Below are 24,391 nucleotides of genomic sequence, written 5' to 3' on the forward strand. Positions count from 1 at the left end.
CTACATGCGGAAGACGCCGAAACGCGTGTCTTCGATGGGCGCGTTCAGCGCGGCCGACAGCGCCAGCCCCAGCACGCGGCGCGTGTCGGCGGGCGCGATGATGCCGTCGTCCCACAGCCGCGCGGTGGCGTAGTACGGATGGCCTTCGTGTTCGTACTGTTCGCGGATGGGCGCCTTGAACGCGGCTTCTTCGTCGGCCGACCACTGGCCGCCGCGTGCTTCGATGCCGTCGCGCTTGACGGTGGCCAGCACGCTGGCGGCCTGCTCGCCGCCCATGACGGAGATGCGGGCGTTGGGCCACATGAACAGCATGCGCGGTGAATAGGCGCGACCGCACATGCCGTAGTTGCCGGCGCCGAACGAGCCGCCGATCAGCACGGTGAACTTGGGCACGGCGGCGGTGGCCACCGCCGTCACCATCTTGGCACCGTGGCGCGCGATGCCTTCGTTTTCGTATTTGCGGCCGACCATGAAGCCGGTGATGTTCTGCAGGAACACCAGCGGAATCTTGCGCTGCGCGCACAGTTCGATAAAGTGCGCGCCCTTTTGCGCCGACTCTGAAAACAGGATGCCGTTGTTGGCGACGATGCCCACGGGCATGCCCTGGATATGCGCAAAGCCGGTCACCAGCGTGGGGCCGAAGCGCGCCTTGAATTCATCGAACTCCGAGCCGTCCACGATGCGCGCGATGACTTCGCGCACGTCATAGGGCTTGCGCGTGTCGGCGGGAATGATGCCGTTCAGTTCGCTAGGGTCGTAGCGCGGTTCGCGCGGCGCGATGGTGGCCAGTTGCGCGGGCTTCTTGCGATTGAGCCGCGCGACGGCGTTGCGCGCCAGTTGCAGCGCGTGCATGTCGTTGGCGGCCAGGTGGTCCACCACGCCGGACAGGCGCGTGTGCACGTCGCCGCCGCCCAGGTCCTCGGCGCTGACTTCTTCGCCCGTGGCCGCCTTTACCAGCGGCGGGCCGCCCAGGAAGATGGTGCCCTGGTTCTTCACGATGATGGATTCATCGCTCATGGCGGGCACGTAGGCGCCGCCGGCGGTGCACGAGCCCATCACCACGGCGATCTGCGAAATGCCCTGTGCGGACATCTGCGCCTGGTTGTAGAAGATGCGGCCGAAGTGTTCGCGGTCGGGGAACACTTCGTCTTGCTGCGGCAGGTTGGCGCCGCCCGAATCCACCAGGTAGACGCAGGGCAGATGGTTTTGCGCCGCGATTTCCTGTGCACGCAGGTGCTTCTTGACGGTCATCGGGTAGTACGTGCCGCCCTTGACGGTGGCGTCGTTGCAGACGATGACGCATTCGGTGCCCGACACACGCCCGATGCCGGTGATGACGCCCGCGCCGGGCGCGTCGCCGTCGTACATGCCGTGCGCCGCCATGGGCGACAGTTCCAGGAACGGCGTGCCCGGATCGATCAGGTTTTCGACGCGGTCGCGTGGCAGCAGCTTGCCGCGCGCCACGTGCTTGGCGCGCGCGGCTTCACTGCCGCCCAGCGCGGTCTGCGCCAGTTTCTGATTCAGATCGTCCAGCTGCGCCTGCATGGCGCGCGCGTTATCGGTGTAGTCCTGCGACCGCGGATTGATGCGGGATTCGATGATGGGCATGGGGTTCCACCCGTCCTGCGTGATTGGAATTTGAAGGCGCTCTGGTCGAGCGGTTTGTCTCTGCTTCCCGGTGGGCCGGGCATTCTTGTCGAATGGGTTTTCGTTGCGCCTTTCCCGGCATGACCCGCGACTCGTAGTCGCGTCCGGAAGACATACAAGAAAGGCGCGGCGAAAAACCAATCGGGAGACGGAGATGATTCCGTCTCCCTGGTCGTGGTTCAGGCCGTGATTTAGGCCATGACTTAGGCCACGTACTTAGACCATTTCGATAGCCATCGCCACGGCTTCACCGCCGCCGATGCACAGCGTGGCAACGCCGCGCTTGCCGCCGGTCTTGCGCAATGCGCCGACCAGCGTGGCCATCAGGCGCGCGCCCGATGCCCCGATGGGGTGGCCCAGGGCGGTGGCGCCGCCATGCACGTTGACCTTGTCGTGCGGCAGCTTGAAGTCGTTCATGGCGGCCATGGTGACCACCGCGAAGGCTTCGTTGATTTCGTACAGGTCCACGTCCTCGGCCTTCCAGCCGGTCTTGGCGAACAGGTTTTTCAGCGCGCCAACCGGCGCGGTGGTGAACCAGCCCGGCTCTTGCGAATGCTGGCTGTGGCCGACGATGCGGGCCAGCGGCTTGACGCCGAGTTTTTCGGCGGTAGACGCGCGCATCAGCACCATCGCGGCGGCGCCGTCGGAAATCGACGACGAGTTGGCGGCGGTGATGGTGCCGTCTTTCTTGAAGGCGGGCTTGAGCGTGGGAATCTTTTCCGGCATGGCCTTGGTGGGGGCTTCGTCGGTGTCGATCACGGTGTCGCCCTTGCGGCCGGCAACGGTAACGGGCGCGATTTCCCACTTGAAGCTGCCGTCTTCGGTGGCGGCGCGGGCGCGGCGCAGCGATTCCAGTGAGAAAGCATCCTGCTGTTCACGCGTGAATTCGTACTTCGCGGCGCAGTCTTCGGCGAACACGCCCATGGCCTTGCCCTTGTCGTAGGCATCTTCCAGGCCGTCCAGCGCCATGTGGTCATACACGGTGTTGTGGCCGAAGCGGTAGCCCTGGCGTGCTTTGAGCAGCAAGTACGGCGCGTTGCTCATGCTTTCCTGGCCACCCGCCACCACCACCTGCGCGCTGCCGGCAGCCAGCAGGTCGTGGCCGAACATGGCTGCCTTCAGGCCTGAACCGCACACCTTGTGGATCGTGGTGCATGCCACGCCCAGCGGCAGGCCGGCACCCAGCGCCGCCTGGCGCGCGGGCGCCTGGCCCTGGCCGGCTTGCAGCACGTTGCCCATGATGACTTCGTCGACCTGGTCCGGCTTGATGCCGGCGCGTTCGATGGCGGCCTTGATGGCCACCGAACCCAGCTCATGCGCGGCCAGGCCGGACAGGCTGCCCAGCATGCCGCCCATGGGGGTGCGGGCGATGGAAACGATAACGATGGGATCTGACATGACTAACTCCTGTGGGGGTCGGGACAGCGTCTGGGTGTCGGCGCTGCGCGGTCGCCAGAACGGCGTGCCGGACGCAGGCGTCTGTCCGTATCGTAAGGGAAAAATTCTTCAATACGGCCCTGCGCCACTTGGGCGCGGCAGGCTTGCCACCAGTCCGGTTCCAGCAGGTCGGCATGGTGACGCATGAAGGCGCCGCGCACGCGCGCGTCGCCCAGCAGGAAGCGGCCGAATTCTTCGGGAAATACGTCGTTCGGTCCGATGGCGTACCAGGGTTCGGACGCCATTTCCGCTTCTTCGTTGGGAGCCGGCGGAATGCGCCGGAAATTCATCTCGGTCATGCGCTGGATTTCGTCGTAGTCATAAAAGACGACACGGCCCAGGCGCGTCACGCCGAAGTTCTTGTAAAGCATGTCGCCGGGGAAGATATTGGCGGCGGCCAACTGGCGGATGGCGTCGCCGTATTCACGCACGGCGGGGTCCAGCAAGGCGTCGGAGGCCTGGCGCAGATAGATATTGAGCGGCGTCATCCGCCGTTCGATGTAGACGTGGCGGATGACCACCGTGTCGGCCGTTTCTTCGATCAGGCTGGGCACCAGGCGGCGCAGTTCGTCCAGCAAGGCGGGCGCGAAGCGGCTGCGCGGCAACGCCACCTGCGAATACTCCCAGGTATCGGCCATGCGGCCCACGCGGTCATGCAGCTTGACCATCTGGTACTTGCGCCGCACGGTGGCGTGGTCCATGCCGTCTTTGTCGATGCGGTCCTTGATGAGCTTGAACACATAGGGATAGGACGGCAGCGTGAACACGCACATCACCATGCCCTTGATGCCGGGCGCAATGTCGAAGGCGTCGCGCGAATGGGCCAGGTGATGCAGGAAGTCGCGGTAGAACAGCGTCTTGCCCTGCTTTTGCAGGCCGATCATGGTGTAGAGCTCGGCCTTTGGCTTGCGCGGCAACAGGCTGGCCAGGAAGTTCACCACGGCGGCCGGCGTTTCCATGTCGACCAGGAAATAGGCGCGTGTGAAGCTGAACAGCGTGCTCAGGTCGTCGGCGCCCAGCAGCAGCGCGTCCAGCGTGACCTGGCCCGCCGGGTTGCGCGTCAGCGCCACGGCAAAGGGGTAGACGGTGGTCTGGTTGATCAGGCGGCCGACGATGTAGGCGCCCTTGTTGCGAAAGAACAGCGAGCCCAGCGCATGGATCTGGCAATCGCTGGCGATTCGCCGGCCCACGTGGCGCGGCAGCAGCGTGCGCAATTGCGCGACGGCGGCGCGCGCCAGCATGCGCGTATCGCGCGGCAAGTCTTCGAAAGGCAGCGCCAGGCCGAAGTCGGCCACCATGCGGATCAGGCTTTTTTCCAGGCCGTCGGTTGCCGGGTAATACACCCGGTACGACGGCGTGCTGCTGTCCAGATAGTCGGTGGCAACGGCGGGCCGAACGAACAGGAAATCGTTGTGGAAATAGTCGCGGTGCAACAGGCGGCACGAGACGGAATTGAAGAAAGTCTCGGCGCATTCCGGCTGCTTGTGCTCGCCCAGCAGGCCCACGAATTCCTGCTTGATCTGTTGCCAGTAGGCGGTCTGGGCGCCGGTCAGGGCGGGTACGGCCACGCCGTTGCCGTTGGCGTTGCCGTTGTGGCCGGGGAGGTCGTCCAGCGCGCCTTCCGGGCGGCCGCGCAGCACCGCTTCCAGCTGCGTGGCGCATTCGCGCACACGCATGTCGTAGTACTCGATGCGTTCGCGCGACAGGTGCTGGATGCCGTGCCAGTCGCCCGATTCGAACAGCGCCTTGGCCCGCTGCGCGCTGTAGCGAAACAGCGCGTAGTGGCGGTCAAACCCGGCCAGGATGATCCGCGCCACGTCCAGCGCCGAGGGCCCCGGGGCGGGGGCCTGCTCGATATGCTGGACATCGGACATGCGGATCATGGTGGGGCGCTCGGCCGGCGTGTCAGGCGGTTTCGTTGAACAGTTCGCGGCCGATCAGCATGCGGCGGATTTCGCTGGTGCCCGCGCCAATTTCATACAGCTTGGCGTCGCGCCACAGGCGCCCCACCGGGTATTCGTTGATATAGCCGTTGCCGCCCAGGATCTGCACGCCTTCGCCCGCCATCCACGTGGCTTTCTCGGCCGTGTACAGGATCAATGCGGCGCAGTCCTTGCGCACCTGGCGCACGTGTTCGGCGCCCAGTTTGTCCAGGTTCTTGCCGACCTGGTAGCAGAAGGCGCGGCTGGCTTGCAGCGTGGTGTACAGGTCGGCGACCTTGCCTTGGATCAGCTGGAATTCGCCGATGGCCTGGCCAAACTGCTTGCGGTCATGGATGTAGGGCACCACCACGTCCATCACGGCCTGCATGATGCCCAGCGGGCCGCCGGACAAGACGGCGCGTTCGTAGTCCAGCCCGCTCATCAGCACCTTGACGCCGCCGTTGACCTGGCCCAGCACGTTTTCTTCGGGGATTTCGCAGTCCTGGAACACGAGTTCACCCGTGTGGCTGCCGCGCATGCCCAGCTTGTCCAGCTTTTGCGCCACCGAGAAGCCCTTGAAGCCTTTTTCGACCAGGAAGGCGGTGATGCCGCGCTGGTGGGCCTCGGGGTCGGTCTTGGCGTAGACCACCAGTGTGTCGGCGTCGGGGCCGTTGGTGATCCACATCTTGGTGCCGTTCAGCACGTAGCGGTCGCCCTTCTTGTCGGCGCGCAGTTTCATGCTGACCACGTCCGAGCCGGCGCCCGGTTCGCTCATGGCCAAGGCGCCCACGTGTTCGCCGGAGATCAGCTTGGGCAGGTACTTGGCCTTTTGTGCGGCCGTGCCGTTGCGGTTGATCTGGTTCACGCACAGGTTCGAGTGCGCGCCGTATGACAGGCCGACCGAGGCGCTGGCGCGCGAGATTTCTTCCATCACCACCATATGGGCCAGGTAGCCCATGTTGGCGCCGCCGTATTCTTCGTCGGCCGTCATGCCCAGCACGCCAAGCTCACCGAATTTGCGCCAAAGGTCCATCGGGAACTGGTCGCTGCGATCCACCTCGGCAGCGCGCGGAGCGATCTCGGCCTGCGCAAAATTGCGCACGGCGTCGCGCAGCATGTCCAGGTCTTCGCCCAGGTCGAAGTTCAGGCCGGGAAGGTTCATCGATGTCTCCGTGATAGTGGGTGCTTACATTCTTATGGGCGCCTGTGGCCAGCGCCGTGCCGCCATCGTGTGGCTCATCATGCGCCGATCCGGTGTCGCCGCGCAATGATGCACCGCAAATATTACGTTTACGTAAACGTAAATTGGAGTCGGGTTATCCCTAGGAATTTGCCGCTTTCATGGGGAAGAACGCTGTTTACTATGCCTGCCTGTCCCCCGAATTTGCCTGACCGAAGCGGAGTGTGCCGTGCTTGAACTATCCAATCTGGACGAAATTGTGGCGCTGCGGCGCGATATCCATATGCACCCGGAGCTGTGCTACGAAGAGCACCGAACCGCCAAAGTGGTGGCGGACACGCTGCGCGGCTGGGGCGTCGAGACGCATACGGGCATCGCCAAGACCGGTGTGGTGGGCGTGATCAAGCGTGGCACGTCGGACCGGGCCATCATGTTGCGCGCCGACATGGACGCCCTGCCCATGCAGGAAGAAAACCAGTTTGAACACCGCTCGCGCCATGACGGCAAGATGCACGGTTGCGGCCATGATGGCCACACCGCCATGCTGCTGGCGGCGGCGCGGCACTTGCAGACGGCCGGCGGCTTTGATGGCACCGTCTACCTGTGTTTCCAGCCTGCCGAGGAAGGCGGCGCTGGCGGCCGCGCCATGATCCAGGACGGCCTGTTTACACGTTTTCCCTGTGAAGCCGTATTTGGCATGCACAACTGGCCGGGCCTGCCGGCCGGTGCGTTCGGCGTATGCGCCGGCCCGATGATGGCGGCGGCCAATGGCTTCAAGATCACCGTCAAGGGCAAGGGCGGCCACGCCGCCGCGCCGCAGGATTGCAACGACCCGGTGCCCGCGCTGTTCGCCATCGGCCAGGCGCTGCAAACCATCCTGACCCGCAGCAAGCGTCCGCTGGACGCGGCGGTGCTGTCGATCACGCAGGTGCAGGCAGGCGGCAGCGTCATCAACGTCATTCCGAACACGGCGTGGCTGGGCGGCTCGGTGCGGGCGTATCGCACCGAGGTCGTCGACCTGATCGAACGCCGCATGAACGAAATAGCCGGCAACATCGCCGCCGCGCACGGCTGCGAGGCCGACGTGTTCTTCGAACGCCGCTACCCGGCGCTGGTCAACACCGTGGCCGAAACGGAATTCTGCATGCAGGTCATGCGCGATGTGGTCGGCGACGAACGCGCGCTGACGATCGAACCCGCCATGGCATCGGAAGACTTCGCGTTCCTGTTGCAGGAAAAGCCGGGTTGCTATGTCTTCCTGGGCAACGGCGATGGCGAACACCGCATGGCCGGCCACGGGCTGGGCCCGTGCATGTTGCACAACGCCAGCTATGACTTCAATGATTCGTTGATTCCGGCGGGCGCGTCGTACTGGGTTCGCCTGGCGCAACGCTATCTGACGGCCTGACGGGCCTGTTCGCCCGACGCTTTACCTCACGCAGTGCTACGCAACATCACCAGGACAATATGAAAAAGAAGACTTTGCTGATCAAGGCCGCGGGGGCGGCCCTGGCAATCGTGGCAAGCGGCGCCATGGCCCAAGGCTGGCCCGCCAAACCCATCACGCTGGTGGTGCCGTACACGGCGGGCGGTAGCGCGGACGCCATCGGCCGCCGTTTGGGCGACGTGCTGCGCAAGGAAGCCAACGTTACGGTCATCGTTGAAAACAAGCCGGGCGCGGGCGCTTCGGTGGGCACTGACTTCGTTGCGCGTTCGCAGCCGGACGGTACGACGCTGCTGCTGGCGTCGACCAGCCCGCTGACGATCTTCCCGCATCTGGCCAAGACCAACTACGACCCGATGAAGGACCTGACGCCGGTGGCCAGCGTGGCCGTCGCGCCGGTGGCCATCGTTGCCACCAAGGCCCTGCCGGTCAAGGACTTTGCGGGCTTGATCGACTACGCCAAGTCGCATCCGGAAGGCGTGCGTTACGGCACGCCGGGCCAGGGCACCGTGGCGCATATCGGCATGGCCGCCGTCACCAGGCAGACCGGCACGCAGATGCTGCACGTGCCCTATCGGGGCAACAGTCAGGCGCTGACCGACGGGCTGGGCGGCGTGGTGGAATTGCTGGTGGTCAATAGCGACGTGGTGCTGCCGCACGTGGCTAACGGCGCGTTAAAGCCGCTGGCGGTGATGGCGCCGCAACGCCTGGCCGCATGGCCCGACGTGCCGACGATGGCCGAACTGAAGTTGCCGCAGGCGCAGTACTACTCGAACTTCGGCGTGTTTGCGCCCGCCAACTTGCCGCCCACCGTGTCCCAGCCGCTGCTGGCGGCGCTGACGCGCGCGGTGGCCAGCGCTGATTTCCAGGACCTGCTGGCCAAGTCGTATCTGCAACCGGGCACCGCGACCGGCGAGGCGTTTGCCAAGCAGGTGCAGGCGGAATTCACCAACAACGCCCGCCTGATCAAAGAAGGCAATATCAAGGCCGATTAAGCCTGGGCTTGTGAGGCAGCCCGCGGTCATCCACCGGCAGCCCCATGACCCGATAACGCATGGCGGCCAACGATTTGGCATTGGTGATGCGGGCCATGTGGGCGCACTGCGCGCACCAATGGCCCGCGCGAATCGACGCGAACGGCGCATGCCAATCGTGACCGCGATGACACAGCCAGTGCATTTTTCGGGTGGTGTTCAAGTACACGGACGTCAGGCATTCGCCACCGCGATCGCGGGCCGCCTGATGCGCGGCCTCGATGCCCAGCCGCTTGTTCAAGTTGGCGCAAACGCCGCACCAACTGCCCAGCAGAATTTTGCCGCCGGTGGTCAGCCATTCGTGGCCGTCGGCGCAGCGGAATCGATACCGCACGCCCAGCCCGCGATACGCGTCCGACAGGCACAGGCCGCCGCGCTCTTTGGCCTTGCGTTGCAGGCGGGCCAGGCCGTCAGGATGCCGATAGCCTTCGACCTTGCGCAGGCGCGCGCATTCCGGGCACCAGGTTCGACGCAGCACATCCGCACCCGCCGCTTCCCATTCGTGCCCCGCGCCGCAGCGGAACTGAAAGCTCTTTTGCCCGCGCGGGCTGGCGGTATCCAGGCACTGCCCGCCGCGCGCGATGGCGGTCTTCTGGATACGCACCAGCAGGTCGTCGCGCCGACGCCGGTAGCCCGCGTCGCGCCCACACACGGCGCAACCGATACGTTGCAGCGCCTTGTTGCCCTTGCGGTTCCAGGCGTGGCCGGCGTCGCATTGAAAGCGATGCGGTACATCCCAGCCCAGCCAGTGCGGCTCCAGGCAGGTGACCCCGTTCTTCTGCGCCAGTTCGCCCAAGCGTGTGAAGTTGGCCTCGGCCGCGCATAACGGGCATTTGACTTGCAGCGCGCGGCCGAAAGTTTGCAGCGTGCGCTGGAATTGGTGCCCTGCGGTGCATTGGAAACGGTACATCGCCGACAAGCCCCGCCAATGCGTATCCAGGCATTCAAAGCCGGCCGCGTCGGCGGCGATGCGCAATTGCGGTTGGCGGTCGAGGATGGGGTGTTGGGGCTTCGTGTGCATGAGGAATCCTGTTGCCAGAGACACCGCCATTGACCACCGTGCGCCGCCGCAAGAACCCGGCAAGACAGAAGCAAAGCCGAAGGAAGGCGCGCAAGGGCTTCGGGCAATCACGGCCGCGATGCAGCGGGGATGGCGATTGCCGATCTTGCCTTCCTGTCGGACGCAAAGATATTGGATAAGTCTTATTTTTGATCGGAACTTTCTGAGGCGCCGACGGGGGGAGGTCGGGCTGTGCAGGTCGGGCCGCGTAGGCCGGGCCGCGCAGGCCGCGCCGCGTCAGGTCGGGCGGGGTCCGAACATGATCACAAGCATGCCGGCCAGGCACAGGCCCACGCCCAGCCAGTCGCTTGCGCTGGGCCGCACGCCGTCAACCGCCCACAACCACATCAACGCCATGCCGATGTACACGCCGCCGTAAGCGGCGTAGACGCGGCCGGAGGCGGCGGGGTGCAGCGTCAGCAGCCACGCGAAAAGCGCCAGGCTGGCCGCGGCCGGGGCAAGCAGCCAGATGGAATGGCCCTTGCGCAACCACAGGTATGGAAGGTAGCAGCCGATGATTTCGGCCAGCGCCGTCAGGACGAACAGCGCAAGGGTTTGCAGGGCCGCCACGTGCGCGCCCTCAGGGTTTTTGCGCCAGCAGCGCGCGGCATTCGCGTTCCTGCTGCGCAATTTCCTGCAAGGTGTCTTCGATGTCGCGGCGCTGTTGTTCCAGCGTGTCGCGGTGCTGCTCCAGCACGCTGAGGTACTGGCGCAATTGCACTTCGGTATCGCCGGGGCCGTCGTACATGTCGATCAGCGTCAGGATTTCAGACAGCTGCAAGCCCAGGCGTTTGCCGCGTAGCGCCAGTTTCAGGCGCGTTCGGTCGCGCGGGCCAAAGATGCGGTTGCGGCCCTCGCGCGCCGGGCTGACGATACCCTGGTCTTCATAGAAGCGGATCGTGCGAGGCGTGACGTCGAACTCGCGGGCGAGCTCAGAGATGGTCCAGGTTGACGAGGGCATGCGGCGTGTGGCAGTTTACGTAAACGTAAATTATGATGACTTGACGTCAACGTCAAGCGTGGAGCAAGAGGCAATGAACCCCAACGAACAGAAATTGCAGTACCCCTGGGCGGACTTCCAGCCCGAAGCCGGCCGGGCCCATGTGGTGGCGGAAGGCGTCAAGTGGATCCGGATGCCGCTGCCGTTCGCGCTGGATCATATCAACCTCTGGCTGCTGCGCGACCGCATCGACGGCCAGGACGGCTGGACCATCGTTGACTGTGGCATCTCGCGCGACGAGGTCAAGGCCTTGTGGGAAGACGTCTTCAAGAACGAACTGGAAGGCCTGCCCGTGCTGCGCGTCCTGGTCACGCATATGCACCCCGACCACATCGGCCTGGCGCATTGGCTGTGCGAACGCTGGAACGCGCGGCTGTGGATGACGATGACGGACTTCATGGTGGCCTCGTTGTGGTCGTCGCGCCGTAACGAAGCGGGCGGCGGCCCGGGCGGCCAGTCCGCCGTCGAACACTTTGCGCGCCATGGCCTGATGGACCTGGACGCGCAAGAGCAGATCCGCCAGCGCGCCAACTACTACCCCAACCTGGTGCCGGCGGTGCCCGCCCGCTACACGCGCATCATGCACGGCGATCAGGTGCGCATCGGTGACCACGACTGGCGCGTGATCGTGGGTTACGGCCACGCGCCGGAACACGCCTCGCTGTACAGCGTCGACCTGAACGTGCTGATCTCGGGCGACATGGTGCTGCCGCGCATTTCCACCAACATCAGCGTGTTCGATTACGAGCCCGACGCCAACCCCTTGCCGCTGTACCTGCGGTCGCTGGACGGCTACGCCGGCCTGCCCCGCGACGCGCTGGTGCTGCCCTCGCACGGGCGGCCGTTCAAGGGCCTGCACGAGCGCATTGCGCAGCAGCACGAACACCACCGCGATCGTCTGGCCGAAGTGCTTGAGGCATGCGCCGCGCAGCCGCAGTCAACGACGGACATCTTGCCGGTGCTGTTCAAGCGCAAGCTGGACCTGCATCAGCTGACCTTCGCCATGGGCGAAGCGCTGGCGCACCTGCATGCGCTGTATTTCGAGGGCAAGCTGCGTCGTGCCACCGGCGACGACGGCATTGTGCGGTTCACGGCTGCGTGATCGACAAGCGCGGCGGGTTCATGACCGGACCCGTCAGCGTGTCGCCGTGGCCAGCCTGACGGCAAGGCCCACGAACACCAGGGCGGCGATGCGATTGAGCCAACGCTTGGCCGTGACCGAGCGTTGCAGCAGTTCGCCGAACGCGCCGGAAAAGAACGCGATGGCGCCGAACACCAGCAACGTCGACACCATGAACACGGCGCCCAGCTGCATGACCTGCAAGCCGACCGGGCCCAGCGCGGGCGTGGTGAATTGCGGCAGGAAGGCGAAGAAGAACAGCAGCACCTTTGGGTTGGTCAGGTTCATGACGATGCCGCGCCGGTACAGCGCGCCGGGCTTGAGCGGTTCGGGCCGTTTGCCGTCTTCCGATTCCACGGGGGCGCGCAGGATCTGCCACGCCAGGTATGTCAGGTACGCCGCACCCGCCAGCTTAAGCGCCGTGAACGCCATGGGCGAGGCCGCGAACACGGCGGCAAGCCCGAGGGCGACGGCGGCCGTGTGGCCCAGCAGACCGGTGCACAGCCCCAGCACCACCAGCATGCCCGCCTTGCGTCCCCAGATAGCGGACTGCATCAGCACGAACACATTGTCCGGCCCGGGCGTCAGCGCCAGCAGCACGGCAATGCCGAAAAAAGCGATCAGGGTGTCGAAGGGCAGCATGGGACGTGGCCTGGTGGAGGTGGGCGCCGGGTAGCCCGGAGAATGGCATCATAAGGGCAAATTCCCCGCAGTTCAGCGCTGCCACGGAACCCCAAGGACAGAGAGAGACACGCCATGACGACAAACGCCGCGCAGGCATCGCAAGCATCGCAAGCGCCAGAAGCATCGCAAGCGCCAGAAGCATCGCAAGCGCCAGAAACATCGCAAGCGTCCGAAACATCGCAAGCCGCCCCGGCCCGACATGCCTCCCACGCTGGCCCCGGCCTCGACACCGCAGCCGGCCCCGACGCCGCGCTGCACGCCCAGCTGCTGGCCCGGCACAGCTGCCGTGCCTTCCTGCCCGCGCCCGTGCCGCGCGACGTCATCGAACGCATCTTGACGCTGGCCCAGCGCACGGCGTCATGGTGCAACTGCCAGCCCTGGCGGGTCGCGGTGACCGAAGGCGCGGGTACCGATCGCTTGCGCGCCGCGCTGCTGGCGCGCGCGCAACAAGCCGATGCGGCGTCGGGCTTCACCCCCGACTTCCCCTTCCCCCGCGAATACCGCAACGAATACCTGGCGCGCCGCCGCGAATCGGGCTTTCAGCTGTACGGCGCGGTGGGCGTGGCGCGCGGTGATCGCGACGCCTATCGCAGGCAAGAGTTGCGCAACTTCCAGCTGTTTGATGCGCCGCACGTAGCCATCATCACCACCGACGAAGCGCTGGGCGAATACGGCGCGATGGATTGCGGCGGCTACGTCGCCAACTTCCTGCTGGCGGCGCAGGCCAACGGCGTGGCCACGGTGGCCCAGGCGTCGCTGGCGATGTACCCCGAGGTACTGCGCGACGTGCTGGGCATCGACGCCGACCGGCGCGTGGTCTGCGGCATCTCGTTCGGCTATGCCGACGCCGATCATCCGGCCAACAGCTACCGCACGCGCCGCGCCGACCTGCCCGAAACGGTCAGTTGGGTCACCGCCTAGGGACAGGCGCCGCCACGCCTGATATGGTTCACCCTGTTCGCCCCGAGTCCGGCCCTGTTCATTTCTCCAGCGTTCCTTCGAAGATGACCTCCAAACACATCGATACGGTTTTGCAGCACGCGGGCACCGCCCCGTTCGACCCCCAGACCGGTACCGCGCCCGTGCCGCTGCCGCCGATGCGCGCCAGCACCGTGCGGTTCCAGAACCTGGCCGCGCTGGAACAAGCGCAGCGCAGCAAGGCCGAAGGCGGTCGCGCCACCACCTATGGCCGCATGGGCATGGACACCCACGCCGCGCTGGAACAGGTCTTTACGCAGCTGGAAGGCGGCACGCATTGCTACCTGGCGCCCTCGGGCTTGTCCGCGATGACGATGGTGATGATGGCGCTGTGCTCGGCCGGCGACCACGCGCTGATCTCCGATTGCGTCTACGGCCCGATGCGGGAACTGGACGACGCCGTGCTCAAGCGCATGAACATCGACATCACCTACTTCGCGGCCGACGACGACCTGGACGCGCTGGTGCAGCCCAACACGAAACTGCTGTACGTGGAATCGCCCGGCTCGCTGCTGTTTGAAATGCTGGACATGGGCGCCATGGCCGCCTTCGCCAAGCGCCACGGGTTGGTGCTGGCCACCGATAACACCTGGGGCTCGGGCTACATCTACCGTCCGTTGACGCTGGGGGCGCAGGTGTCGATCATTGCCGGCACGAAGTACGTGGGCGGGCACTCGGACCTGATGCTGGGCGCGGTGGTGACCAACGACGAAGGCATTGCCAAAAAGCTGAACCGCACGCAGTACGCGATGGGTTATTCCATCAGCGCCGACGACGCCTGGCTGGCGCTGCGCGGCGTGCGCACGATGCCGATCCGCATGGCGCAGCACGCGCGCCATGCCTTGCAGGTGTGCGAATTCTTCAAGAGTCGCCCCGAAACCGTGCGCCTTTTCCACCCGGCGTTGCCTGAAGATCCCGGCCACGCGCTGTGGCAGCGCGATTGCTCCGGGTCCAACGGCATGCTGTCGGTTGAGTTGCGCTTGTCGCCCGCCGCCGCGCGCGCGTTCGTGGATGCCCTGACGTTGTTCGGCATCGGCTTTTCGTGGGGCGGCTACGAAAGCCTGGTGCAGCTGGTGTCGCCCAAGGATTTGTCCAAGCACCGCTATTGGGGCGAAGGCGAGAACGCGCTGGTGCGCTTGCACATCGGCCTGGAAGCGCCCGAGGACATCATCGCGGACCTGACCCAGGCGCTGGGAAAAGCGGCGGCGGTCAGCGCATAGCGCCGCCGGCTTATGTGACGCCGCCGCGGATCCACGCGCCGATGCGGGCGGCGATGTCGTCGCTGTTGTCGTCCATCATCGGCATGTGCGAATTGCCGGCGATACCCATGTCGGCCAGCCGCCACGTGTCTACCCGGGCGCCGTGGCGTGCCAACGATTCTGCATAGTCCCGCCCGCTTGCGCACAGGCGTTGCCATAGCGGCGTGGCGTCCAGATAGTCGCCATAGACGAACAGGAACGGCTTGTTCGCCACGGCGGCGGCCGTGACGTCGGCGGAGTAGCCCGACGGTTCGATGCCGATCACACCACGCACCAGATCGGGCCGCGCATGAAGCGCCCGGTAAGCGACCTCGCCGCCATGGCTGTGCGCCACGACCACGCAGGGTCCGATGCGATCCAGCGCCGCGCAGAAACCGTGCAACGCCGCCTCGTTGTTGCTCAGCCAGCGCGGCACCGCGTGCCGGATGAAATCGTCGAACGCACCCACCGGAAAGCGCTGCCCCGCGAAGGGGCGGCGCATCCCGAAATCCTCGGCGCGGCCCAGACGGAACAACGACCAGCTTTCTTCGGCGGTACGCATGATGGGCGCCTCGGGCCACACCTGCTCAAACGGCGCCCAGCCGGCGCGGCCGCGTTCGACGTTGTCCACCACATACACCGCGTGGCCCTGGCGCAAAAAGTGCTGCATCCAGCCCGCGCGACCGTCCGGCGTCTGTTCCCACATCGCGCCCGTCATGCCGCCGCCGTGCAGCAGCACGATGGGCAGCGGATGTGCCAAGCGGGCCGGGATGAAGTACTGCACATACGCCTGCTCGAAGTGGTACAGGCCATTCGGGTCATACGCCAGCGACGCGCTTTTTGTGAAAGCAATCTCGCGCTGCGGCAGCCCGGCCACGCGCACCGGCCTGCCGCCCGCGTAGAAGCTGCCGAAGTCGGCCAGCGTGACGGCATCGCCCCGGGGCTGCGCGCGCGGGGCAGCCCCGGCGTCAGGCTTGGGCCGCGTCATCGCTTGACCAGCGGGCATTGGCTGTCCGACAGCGGCCAGGCCAGCGTGTCCCCGGGAATGCTGCGCACGATGTTGTAGTAGTCCCACGGGGCCTTGGACTGCGCGGGGGTCTTCACTTGCGCCAGCATCATGTCGCGCACCACCAGGCCGTCTTCGCGGATGCGTGCGTTCATGCTGAACGGGTCATCGATGGGCAGCGATTTCATCTTGGCCATCACTGCGTCCGAGTCCGCCGTGCCGGCCGCCTTCACCGCTTGCAGGTAGTGCCGCACCTGGCCGTACACACCGGCTTGCAGGAAGGTGGGCGGGCGGCCGACGCGCGCCTCGAACTTCTTGGTGAAGGCGCGCGTGCCCTCGTTCATGTCCCAGTACGACGGCACCGTCAGGTAGGTTTTCTGCGCCGCCTGCAGCCCAAGGCTGTGCACGTCCGTGATCAGCAGCAGCATCGCTGCCAGCTGTTGTGCGCCGCCAATGCCGAATTCCGCCGCCTGCTTGATGGCCGAAATCGTGTCGCCGCCCGCATTCGCAATGGCAATGATCTGCGCCTTTGACCCCTGCGCCTGCAACAGGAACGACGCAAAGTCCGACGCGTTCAGGGGGTGGAACACGGTGCCTACGACTTCGCCGCCATTGGCTTTCACGACGGTTTCCGTGTCCGCCGCCAGCTGTTTGCCGAAGGCGTAGTCCGACGCCAGGATGAACCAGCGCTTGTTGCCTTCGTTCACCACGGCGGTGGCGGTGCCGCGCGACAAGGCGTAGGTGGTGTACGTCCACTGCACGCCGTAAGGCGAGCACTGCGCCTGCGACAGCGCGGTGGTGCCGGGGCTGGAGAACAGCACGAGTTTTTTCTTTTCACGCGCGATGCCCTGCACCGCCAGCGCGACCGAGGAATTGGGCACGTCCACCACAACGTCCACGCCGTCGGTGTCGTACCACTTGCGGACCATGCTGCTGCCGATGTCGGGGCGGTGTTGGTGGTCGCCCGAGACCAGCGAGATGGGTTTGCCCAGCACCGTGCCGCCCATTTCTTCGATAGCCAGTCGGGCGGCTTCCACCGAGCCCTTGCCGGTGGCGTCGGCGGTAACGCCCGCCATGTCCGTCAGTACGCCGATCTTCACGCCGTCCGCCGTGTTGGCGTGCGTGGCGATGGCGGTCAATGCCAGGCACAGGCCAAGCGCTTGTGCCGCGCGTTTACGCAGGAATTGCTGCTTCATTTGTCTTCCACCCTTTTGATGCCGTCGTCGCGGCGAATTCTTGTGGCAAAAGTGTAGCCCCGGCAAATCAGAAAGAGGGAAGACTTTCTCAACGATTTCCCAAAGAAAAACGCCCCGGCCATGTGGCCGAGGCGTTTTGCACGATGAAGCGAAGGGGGGCGCGTGACTTACTTGTTGCGCGCCATCGGGACCAGCTTGTCGACTTCCTTCAGGGCGCCTTCATAGCTGTTGCCCGCCATGACCGGCGAGGTCATGAACTTGCCGCCGACGGCAAACGACGGGGTGCCGTCGATGCGGTAGGCGTCGGCCAGCTGCGTGGCACGCTGCACTTGGGTTTGCACGCTGAACGAGTCAAACACGGAATCGAACTTGGCGCGGTCCACGCCTTGCGAGGCGGCCCATTCGCCCATCGACTTCTTGTCGAACAGGCGCTTGTTTTCGCCGTGGATGGCGGTGAAGAACTTGGCGTGCAGGTCGGGGCGTTCCAGGGCCATGAACGTGTAGTAGACCTGTTGCAGCGGCTTCATGCCGGCATTGAAGGCGATGGGCACTTGCTTGAGGACGACGTCCGACGGCGCGGTCTTGGCCCAGGCTTCGACCATGGGTTCCATGGCGGCGCAGTGCGGGCAGGTGTAGGCGAAGAATTCCAGCACTTCCACTTTGCCCGGGGTATCGGAGGGCAGCGGCGGGTTGATGGCCACGTAGGCTTGGGTGCCTTGGGCGTGGCTAACCGGGCTGAAGAACGCGGAGGCGGTCAGCGCGGCCGCGGCCATGATGCGAACGATCTTGGGGGACAACATGGATGAGAGGTTCCTGAGTAAAAAGTTACAGACAGGCCCGGGGCCGGATTAGTTCAATGAAAAAAATGGCGCCGCATCGCGCTACTGGCGCACCACGGCGGTTTCGATCTTGTTTTCGCCCAGGCGGCCGCGCGCCCGGTTCATGTCGTCCAGCCGCGCAAACGGGCCGACGCGCACGCGGTTCAGCGGCTTGCCGTTCACTTCGGCCTTTTGCACGGCAACCGGCAAGCCCAGCAGAATAATGCGGGCCTTGAGCGATTCCGCGTCGTTTTCGCCTCGGAATGCGCCGGCTTGCAGGTAGTACGTGCCGGTTGCGGCCGGCGCGGCGGCCTTGGCGGCAGGAGCCGGCGTGGGCGCTGGCGCGGGCTTGGACAAAGGCGTGGGCGCGGTGCCGGGGGTGCTGGCCGCAGGCGCGGCGGCTTGCGGTTTGGCGGTGGACGGTAGCGTGGCGATCAGCGCGCCCAGATCGTCCAGCCGGGACGGGGTTTCGTCAGGCTTGGACGCGGCGCCCGAGCCCGTGCCGGCGCCCGGTAGCGGCGCCGGAGCGGTGGCGGTGGGGCCGGTGGGTGGCGCGCCCGCCGCGCCGTCGCGCCCGTAGAGGCCGGCGTTTGGGTCCGGCGCCTGGCGCGGATCGGGCAGCTTGCCGGGGTCGCCCTGGCGAGTGGCCCGGTCCACGAAGGGGATCGGGGCCTTGGTGACGTAGAAGGCCACGACGGCGGCCACGATCAGACCGATGAGCAGGCCGGCGAGCGCCCCGTAAAGGGTGCTGCCGCTTTCGCCGGAGGAACGGCGGGGGGGTTTGCGCTTTGTTGCCATGAACCGATGTTACATCCGCTCGGGCGCGGATACGCCCATGAGTTCCAGGCCGTTGGCCAGGACCTGACGCGTGGTGGCGGCCAGGCGCAGGCGGGCCAGCTTCAGGGCCACGTCGTCCACCAGCACGCGTTCGGCGCTGTACCAGGCGTGGAAGTCCGAGGCGCAGTCGCGCAGCCAGAACGCGATGTGGTGCGGCGACAGGTCTTGCGCCGCCAACGCCACCACGTTGGGGAATTCGGCCAGGCGTTGCATCAGCGCGAATTCGGACGGCGCGGTCAGCAAGGACGTATCGGCGGCGGCCACGTCAGCGGCGGGCATGCCGGCGTTGTTGATCATCGTGCAGATGCGAGCGTGCGCGTACTGGATGTAATAGACCGGGTTCTCGTCGCTTTTCGACAAGGCCAGGTCCACGTCAAATACAAATTCGGTGTCGGCGCGGCGCTGGATCAGGAAGTAGCGCACGGCGTCGCGGCCCACCCAGTCGATCAGGTCGCGCATGGTGACGTAGCTGCCGGCGCGCTTGGAGATCTTGACCTCTTCGCCGCCGCGCATCACCTTGACCATCTTGTGCAGCACGTACGACGGGTAATCCTTGGGAATGCCCTCTTCCAGCGCCTGCAAGCCGGCGCGCACGCGGGCCACGGTGCCGTGGTGGTCGCTGCCCTGGATGTTCACGGCGCGGTGAAAGCCGCGTTCCCATTTGGCCTTGTGATACGCCACGTCCGGCACGAAGTAGGTGTAGCCGCCTTCGCTTTTGCGCATGACGCGGTCTTTGTCGTCGCCCGTGCCCAGTTCGGTGGTGCGCAGCCACAGCGCGCCGCCTTCTTCATAGGTATGACCGCCGGCAACCAGCGCCTTGACGGTGGCTTCGACGCGGCCCGACGTGTACAGCGAGCTTTCCAGGTAGTAGTTGTCGAACGCCAGGCCGAACGCCTGCAAGTCCAGGTCTTGTTCGCGGCGCAGGTACGCTACGGCGAAAACGCGGATGTCGTCCAGGTTGTCGATGTTGCCGGTGGCGGTGACGGGTTCGCCGTCGGACGGCTGGATGGTCTTGCCGGCCTGGAAGTCGCGCGCGATGTCGGCGATGTAGTCGCCCTTGTAGCCGTCTTCCGGCCAGTCGGGGGATTCCGTCGTCAGGCCACGGGCACGCGCCTGCACGCTGATGGCCAGGTTGTGGATCTGGTTGCCGGCGTCGTTGTAGTAGAACTCGCGGGTGACGTCCCAGCCGATGGCGTCGTACAGGCGGCACAGGGCGTCGCCCAGCGCGGCTTGGCGCGCGTGGCCCACGTGCAGCGGGCCGGTGGGGTTGGCCGACACGAATTCAACCAGGATCTTCTCGCCGCTGCGCGGGGCGCGGCCAAAGCTTGCGCCCTGCTCGGCCACGGCGGCGATGACGGCCTGGCGCGCGGCGGCGGTGATACGCAGGTTGATGAAGCCGGGGCCGGCGATTTCAGCGCTGTCGACCAGATCTCGGGCACCGGGGGCGGTCATCAGCGCGTCCACGATGGCCTGGGCCAGTTCGCGCGGGTTGCGGCGGGCCGGCTTGGCCAGCTGCATGGCTACGTTGGTGGCGACGTCGCCGTGGGCGGCGACCTTGGGGCGCTCAAGCAGCACATTGGCCTGGGCGTCGGGAAGGCTCTGCGCAACGGCGGCCTGGATCAGGGAGATAAGCTGTTTTTGTTGCTCGGGGAGCATGGGCGTCTGAAGAAGTTCTGGGTGAGTGACCAAGGCGGGAATCAAACGGACGGTGTCCGGGCCGGCAGTGTCACGGGAATCATCCGGAATGATAGTTGATTTGGCGGCCCAATCGGGCGGATCGGGCGTGCAAACCGTCCGGCAAGCGTTCGCGCGGCGGGCGGAACTCTGAACAAAATCAAATGCCTAGCCAGCGGCGCGGGTGCCCGGTGTCCGGGCCGTGTCGCGCGCGCGAGGGCGCCAGTTGGCATCCCTGGGGCGTTGCGGTAGTGTATGTAACGTATTCAATAAGGGAGACCGCAATATGCTGATTACCTTTCACTCCAAGGTCGTGGCCGAGGTCCTGATGCTGTCCGACCACGCCGGTCCCATTCTGCAGGCAGCGGGCAAACCCATCGGCGACAAGATCCCCGAACGCGGCGTTTTCACGGTGGAGCAACTGGGCCCCGCCATCGCCGGCATCGAACACGCCATCGAGGTCGCCGAACGCCCGCTTGACGACGAAGACGACGAAGACAAGGCGCCCCGTGCGGCCATGGCGCGCACGGTGGGCCTGAAGGAACGCGCGTTTCCGTTGCTGGACATGCTGCGGCAATCGCAGGCAGCGGGCGTCGAAGTCACCTGGGAAGCCTCGCGCGGGTGGTAAGCAATGTCGCCGGGCGGACAATCCGACCGGTGTTTTTTGCCTTACCCTTGCGGCCTGACGCCCTTTCAAGGAAACCCTTATGCGCAGCGACATCACCATTGTTTTCGACCCCCGCCGGTCGCTGGACCTGACCGCCACGGTAGAGCCGTCCCCGCAGCGCCAGAGCGATGCGCGCGATTGGTTCGACGGCGCCTGGGAAACCCTGGGCTGCGAACCCTTGCGGCCCAGCGGCAAAGTGCTGTTGCTGGATAAGGTGCTGGGCGTGGCCGATGCCCTGGGTTACGACACCCTGTCCACCGACACCAAGGAAGCCCGCGAGTTCGCCGAGCACCTGGCGCTGGCGCTGGAACGCCCGCGCATCACGGTGGACCTGCCGGGGCTGACCGTCGGCTACTGACGGCGCGGCTCTCGGCAAGCGCCACAAAACAAATCCCCGCTCAAGGCGGGGATTTTTTCGGGTGCGCGGCGCCAGCCGCACAGACCGCAGACCACAGACCACAGGCTAGCGGATCCCCGCCCGCATGAACGACTGCACGAATTGCCGTTGGAACAGCAGGAAGGCAATCAGCAGCGGCGCCGCCGACATCAGCGTGGCGGCGGTAATGACCGACCAGTCGATGCCCTGGTCCGTGGACGAGAACACCTGCAAGCCCACCGTCAGCGGCCGGGATTCCACCGAGTTGGTGATGATGAGCGGCCACAGGAAATTGTTCCAGTGGTGGCTGACCGACACCAGCCCGTACGCCACGTAGATCGGCTTGGCCAACGGCACATACACCTTCCACAGAATCTGCATGGGGCCCGCGCCTTCCATGCGCGCCGCCTCTTCCAGTTCGCGCGGCACCGTCTTGAAGGTCTGGCGCAACAGGAAAATGCCGAACGCCGACGCGAAGTACGGCAGGCCGATGGCGAACACGGTGTCGCGGACGCCCAGCTGGCTCATGGACCGGTAGTTCTCTACCAGCAGCACGTCGGGCATGATCATCAGCTGTAGCAGCACCAGCATGAAGACGAAATCGCGGCCCCGGAATTCGAAGCGCGCGAACGCGTAGCCCGCCAACGTGGACAGCACCAACTGCGCTGCCAACACCATCGTCACCAGCAGGAAGGTGTTCAGGAAATAGCGCGGAAACGGCGCCGCGTGCCAGGCACGCACGAAGTTATCCAGCGTCAACGGCGCGAACAGCTCGAAGCGGGTTGCGTAGGCGGGTGGGTGGAAAGCCGCCCACATCGCGTAGGCCAGCGGCAGGATCCACAACAGGCCAAGCGCCCAGGCGCCCAGGGTATCTAGCTTGTCTTTCATTGATAGTGCGTCCTGCGATCCAGCCAGCGGAACTTGAACAGCGCGGTCAGCGCCAGCACCACCAGCAACACGACGGTCAGCGTGGCGGCGTAAGCCGTGTCCCAGAAACTGAAACCCACCTGGTAGATGTAGTACAGCAGCAGGGTGCTGGCGTTATCCGGCCCGCCGCGCGTCATGACGACCACATGGTCCACCAGGCGGAAGGCGTTGATCAGCGCATTGATCAGCACGAACAGCGTGGTGGGCATCAACAGCGGCCACAGGATGCGGCGGAAATACTGCCAGCGCGAAGCGCCTTCCAGCATCGCGGCCTCGCGCAGCGACGGCGACACGGTCTGCAAGGCGGCCAGATAGAAGATCATGAAGAAGCCGGATTCTTTCCACACCGTGACCAGCATCAGCGCGGGCAAGGCAGTTTCGCGGTTGCCCAGCCAGTTCGGGCCGGGCGAACCGAACCAACCCATCACCTGCGCGATCAGCCCGTACTGCGGCGTGTAGAAGAACAGCCAGATGTTGGCCACCGCCACCATCGGCAGCACGGTGGGCGTGAAGTACGCCATGCGCAAAAAGCCGCGGCCGCTCAGGTTGCGGTTCACCCACAACGCCATGATCAGCGCGATGCCGATGGACGTGGGGATCGTGCCCAGCGCAAACCACAGGTTGTTCCACAGCGACTGCCAGAACACCGGGTCGTCACGCATGACGGCGTAGTTCTCCAGGCCCACGAAACGCGCCGGACGCGCGCCCTTGGGCGTGGAAAAAAAGCTGTGCCAAAGCGTCGCCACCGCCGGGTAATGCGTGAAGGCGGCGAGCAGCACGATGGCTGGCAGCAACAGCAGCCAGCCATAAAGCGCATGTAAAGAGCGGCTCATCGTGCTTGTCGGTTTATTTGTAGGAACGCAGGATGCGGTCGGCCTCGCGCTGTGCGTCGGTCAGCGCCTGCTGCGGCGTCTTCGAACCCGTCAACGCCGCTTGCAGCGCGTCGTTCAGGGTCTTGGTGACGCGCTGGTTTTCATGCGTGGAAAATTCTGCCACGCTGACCTCCAGCTGGTCGCGCGCGACCGTGGCGGCCGGCACTTCCTGCGCGTACTTCTTCATCTTTTCGGTTTGCCAGGCGGCCGGCGTCACGGCCACGTAGCCCGTGGCGATGCTCCAGTCGGCCGCGCGTTCCGGCGTGGTGACCCACTGCGCGAACTTCAGCGCGGCCTGCTGCTGCGCCGGCGTGCCGCTCTTGAAGATATAGAAGTTGCCGCCGCCCGTCGGGCTGCCGCCGCGCTTTTGCTGCGGCATCATCGCCACGCCGAACGGGAAGTCGGCGTTCTTGCGGATGTTGGTCAGGTTGCCGGTGGTGGTCCAGACCATGGCGGCCTTCTTTTCCAGGAAGTCCTTGGGCGTGGTGCCCCAGTCAATGGTGCCGGTGGGCATGATCTTGTGCTTGGCCGACAGGTCGCGCCAGAACTGCGCGGCTTCCACCACCGCCGGCTTGTCCAGGTAGACCTCGTTACCGGCTTCGTTCATCAGGATCGCGCCGTTCGGCGTGGTCAGCGCCTGGAACAGCCAGTACGCAAACGCGCCGCCCGACGGGATCTCGATGCCCCACTGCGTGGTGTTGCCCGAGGCGTCCTGCTTGGTCAGCTTCTTGCCGTAATCGACCAGCTCGGCCCAGGTGGCGGGCGCGCGTTCGGGGTCCAGGCCCGCTGCCTTGAACAGGTCCTTGTTGTAGTACATCACGATGGTCGAACGCTGGAACGGCACGCCCCAGGTGTGGCCGCCCGTGCGGCTGTTCTGCATGAACGCGTCGTAGAAGCTGCCCAGCCACTTCTTGTCGGCGTCGCTTTTCGCCAGCGAATCGATCGGCACGATGGCGTCTTCATCAATCAGCGTGAACATGTCGGTGGACAGCAGCACGGCCAGTTGCGGCGGCGTGCCGCCCTTGAGCGCCGTCAGCGCCTTGGCGATCGAATCCTGATACGAGCCGGCGTAGATCGGCTTGATCTTGATGTCGGGATTTTCCTTCTGGAAGTCCGCGACCATGTCGTCGACGATCTTGGTGATCGGGCCGCCAACGGCAACCGGGTAATAGAACTCGACCTCGACGGGTTTGTTTTGCGCCTGTGCCGGCAGGGACAGGCAAGCGGCGGCCAGGCTGGCGGCCAGGGTCTTCAGTACGATGCGTCGCATGGTG

At 65.5% G+C, this 24,391-nt stretch carries 23 protein-coding genes; 7 read left to right on the forward strand and 16 right to left on the reverse strand.

The features are described from left to right. The 4 genes from YH64_RS03110 to YH64_RS03125 all read right to left on the reverse strand — a co-directional run bounded on the left by YH64_RS03110 (nucleotide 1) and on the right by YH64_RS03125 (nucleotide 6,168). The gene (locus YH64_RS03110; protein ID WP_046803957.1) at nucleotides 1-1,608 is read right to left on the reverse strand and encodes a carboxyl transferase domain-containing protein; all 1,608 of its coding nucleotides are present in this window, start codon (nucleotides 1,606-1,608) and stop codon (nucleotides 1-3) included. Between the two features lie 255 nt (nucleotides 1,609-1,863). After that, nucleotides 1,864-3,045: an acetyl-CoA C-acetyltransferase gene (locus YH64_RS03115; protein ID WP_046803956.1), complete on the reverse strand. Its 1,182-nt coding sequence runs from the start codon at nucleotides 3,043-3,045 to the stop codon at nucleotides 1,864-1,866. A gap of 2 nt (nucleotides 3,046-3,047) precedes the next feature. Next, on the reverse strand, nucleotides 3,048-4,967 hold the full coding sequence (aceK, locus tag YH64_RS03120) for a bifunctional isocitrate dehydrogenase kinase/phosphatase (protein ID WP_046803955.1): 1,920 nt from the start codon (nucleotides 4,965-4,967) through the stop codon (nucleotides 3,048-3,050). Between the two features lie 22 nt (nucleotides 4,968-4,989). Continuing rightward, the gene (locus YH64_RS03125) at nucleotides 4,990-6,168 is read right to left on the reverse strand and encodes an isovaleryl-CoA dehydrogenase (RefSeq protein WP_046803954.1); all 1,179 of its coding nucleotides are present in this window, start codon (nucleotides 6,166-6,168) and stop codon (nucleotides 4,990-4,992) included. Between the two features lie 247 nt (nucleotides 6,169-6,415). Here YH64_RS03125 and YH64_RS03130 point away from each other — a divergent pair, with 247 nt between their 5' ends. Then, on the forward strand, nucleotides 6,416-7,594 hold the full coding sequence (locus tag YH64_RS03130; RefSeq protein ID WP_046803953.1) for a M20 aminoacylase family protein: 1,179 nt from the start codon (nucleotides 6,416-6,418) through the stop codon (nucleotides 7,592-7,594). Between the two features lie 59 nt (nucleotides 7,595-7,653). Continuing rightward, nucleotides 7,654-8,625, forward strand: a complete 972-nt coding sequence (locus YH64_RS03135; protein WP_046803952.1) for a tripartite tricarboxylate transporter substrate binding protein — start codon at nucleotides 7,654-7,656, stop codon at nucleotides 8,623-8,625. Here YH64_RS03135 and YH64_RS03140 read toward each other — a convergent pair. The 3 genes from YH64_RS03140 to YH64_RS03150 all read right to left on the reverse strand — a co-directional run bounded on the left by YH64_RS03140 (nucleotide 8,612) and on the right by YH64_RS03150 (nucleotide 10,685). Next, nucleotides 8,612-9,685: a hypothetical protein gene (locus YH64_RS03140; protein ID WP_143215231.1), complete on the reverse strand. Its 1,074-nt coding sequence runs from the start codon at nucleotides 9,683-9,685 to the stop codon at nucleotides 8,612-8,614. The genes YH64_RS03135 and YH64_RS03140 overlap by 14 nt on opposite strands. 276 nt (nucleotides 9,686-9,961) lie before the next feature. Next, entirely contained in the window at nucleotides 9,962-10,294 is a 333-nt protein-coding gene (locus YH64_RS03145; protein WP_185975325.1) for a YnfA family protein, read from the reverse strand. Between the two features lie 10 nt (nucleotides 10,295-10,304). Further along, nucleotides 10,305-10,685, reverse strand: coding sequence for a MerR family DNA-binding transcriptional regulator (locus YH64_RS03150; protein WP_046803951.1), 381 nt, complete (start codon nucleotides 10,683-10,685; stop codon nucleotides 10,305-10,307). 73 nt (nucleotides 10,686-10,758) lie between these two features. Here YH64_RS03150 and YH64_RS03155 point away from each other — a divergent pair, with 73 nt between their 5' ends. After that, the gene (locus YH64_RS03155) at nucleotides 10,759-11,826 is read left to right on the forward strand and encodes an MBL fold metallo-hydrolase (RefSeq protein WP_046803950.1); all 1,068 of its coding nucleotides are present in this window, start codon (nucleotides 10,759-10,761) and stop codon (nucleotides 11,824-11,826) included. A gap of 33 nt (nucleotides 11,827-11,859) precedes the next feature. On the opposite strand, the gene YH64_RS03160 is transcribed toward YH64_RS03155, so the two are convergent. Continuing rightward, the gene (locus YH64_RS03160; RefSeq protein ID WP_046803949.1) at nucleotides 11,860-12,486 is read right to left on the reverse strand and encodes a LysE family translocator; all 627 of its coding nucleotides are present in this window, start codon (nucleotides 12,484-12,486) and stop codon (nucleotides 11,860-11,862) included. Between the two features lie 114 nt (nucleotides 12,487-12,600). Here YH64_RS03160 and YH64_RS03165 point away from each other — a divergent pair, with 114 nt between their 5' ends. Next, complete coding sequence (locus YH64_RS03165) at nucleotides 12,601-13,449, forward strand: nitroreductase (protein ID WP_082134410.1); 849 nt, start codon at nucleotides 12,601-12,603, stop codon at nucleotides 13,447-13,449. A gap of 83 nt (nucleotides 13,450-13,532) precedes the next feature. After that, nucleotides 13,533-14,726 (forward strand): cystathionine beta-lyase, encoded by a 1,194-nt coding sequence (gene metC / locus YH64_RS03170; protein ID WP_046803948.1) that lies wholly within the window; start codon nucleotides 13,533-13,535, stop codon nucleotides 14,724-14,726. Nucleotides 14,727-14,736: 10 nt separating this feature from the next. On the opposite strand, the gene YH64_RS03175 is transcribed toward metC, so the two are convergent. The 5 genes from YH64_RS03175 to argS form a co-directional block, all read right to left on the reverse strand. Continuing rightward, entirely contained in the window at nucleotides 14,737-15,750 is a 1,014-nt protein-coding gene (locus YH64_RS03175) for an alpha/beta fold hydrolase (RefSeq protein ID WP_240434018.1), read from the reverse strand. After that, on the reverse strand, nucleotides 15,729-16,946 hold the full coding sequence (locus tag YH64_RS03180; protein ID WP_046803946.1) for an ABC transporter substrate-binding protein: 1,218 nt from the start codon (nucleotides 16,944-16,946) through the stop codon (nucleotides 15,729-15,731). The genes YH64_RS03175 and YH64_RS03180 overlap by 22 nt, the downstream gene beginning before the upstream one ends. A 167-nt stretch (nucleotides 16,947-17,113) precedes the next feature. Continuing rightward, nucleotides 17,114-17,746 carry a thiol:disulfide interchange protein DsbA/DsbL gene (locus tag YH64_RS03185; protein ID WP_046803945.1) on the reverse strand — a complete coding sequence of 211 codons (633 nt, stop codon included), beginning with the start codon at nucleotides 17,744-17,746 and terminating at the stop codon, nucleotides 17,114-17,116. 81 nt (nucleotides 17,747-17,827) lie between these two features. Continuing rightward, the gene (locus YH64_RS03190; protein WP_143215232.1) at nucleotides 17,828-18,562 is read right to left on the reverse strand and encodes an SPOR domain-containing protein; all 735 of its coding nucleotides are present in this window, start codon (nucleotides 18,560-18,562) and stop codon (nucleotides 17,828-17,830) included. A gap of 9 nt (nucleotides 18,563-18,571) precedes the next feature. Continuing rightward, entirely contained in the window at nucleotides 18,572-20,257 is a 1,686-nt protein-coding gene (gene argS, locus YH64_RS03195) for an arginine--tRNA ligase (RefSeq protein ID WP_046803943.1), read from the reverse strand. A 304-nt stretch (nucleotides 20,258-20,561) separates the two neighbouring features. On the opposite strand from argS, the gene YH64_RS03200 reads away from it, so the two are divergent. Further along, nucleotides 20,562-20,903 carry a DUF1840 domain-containing protein gene (locus YH64_RS03200; RefSeq protein ID WP_046803942.1) on the forward strand — a complete coding sequence of 114 codons (342 nt, stop codon included), beginning with the start codon at nucleotides 20,562-20,564 and terminating at the stop codon, nucleotides 20,901-20,903. A 79-nt stretch (nucleotides 20,904-20,982) separates the two neighbouring features. After that, entirely contained in the window at nucleotides 20,983-21,300 is a 318-nt protein-coding gene (locus tag YH64_RS03205; protein WP_046803941.1) for a hypothetical protein, read from the forward strand. Between the two features lie 105 nt (nucleotides 21,301-21,405). Here the strand turns inward: YH64_RS03205 and YH64_RS03210 are convergent, their stop codons facing one another. The 3 genes from YH64_RS03210 to YH64_RS03220 are packed head-to-tail and all read right to left on the reverse strand — an operon-like array spanning nucleotide 21,406 to nucleotide 24,387. Beyond that, the gene (locus tag YH64_RS03210; RefSeq protein ID WP_046803940.1) at nucleotides 21,406-22,206 is read right to left on the reverse strand and encodes a carbohydrate ABC transporter permease; all 801 of its coding nucleotides are present in this window, start codon (nucleotides 22,204-22,206) and stop codon (nucleotides 21,406-21,408) included. Then, complete coding sequence (locus YH64_RS03215; protein ID WP_046803939.1) at nucleotides 22,203-23,078, reverse strand: carbohydrate ABC transporter permease; 876 nt, start codon at nucleotides 23,076-23,078, stop codon at nucleotides 22,203-22,205. The genes YH64_RS03210 and YH64_RS03215 overlap by 4 nt, the downstream gene beginning before the upstream one ends. Before the next feature lie 13 nt (nucleotides 23,079-23,091). After that, the gene (locus YH64_RS03220) at nucleotides 23,092-24,387 is read right to left on the reverse strand and encodes an ABC transporter substrate-binding protein (RefSeq protein ID WP_046803938.1); all 1,296 of its coding nucleotides are present in this window, start codon (nucleotides 24,385-24,387) and stop codon (nucleotides 23,092-23,094) included. Nucleotides 24,388-24,391 lie beyond the last annotated feature (4 nt).

Source organism: Achromobacter sp. LC458, from assembly GCF_001005835.2.
In the GTDB taxonomy this organism is placed as follows: Bacteria; Pseudomonadota; Gammaproteobacteria; order Burkholderiales; family Burkholderiaceae_B; genus Achromobacter; species Achromobacter spanius_B.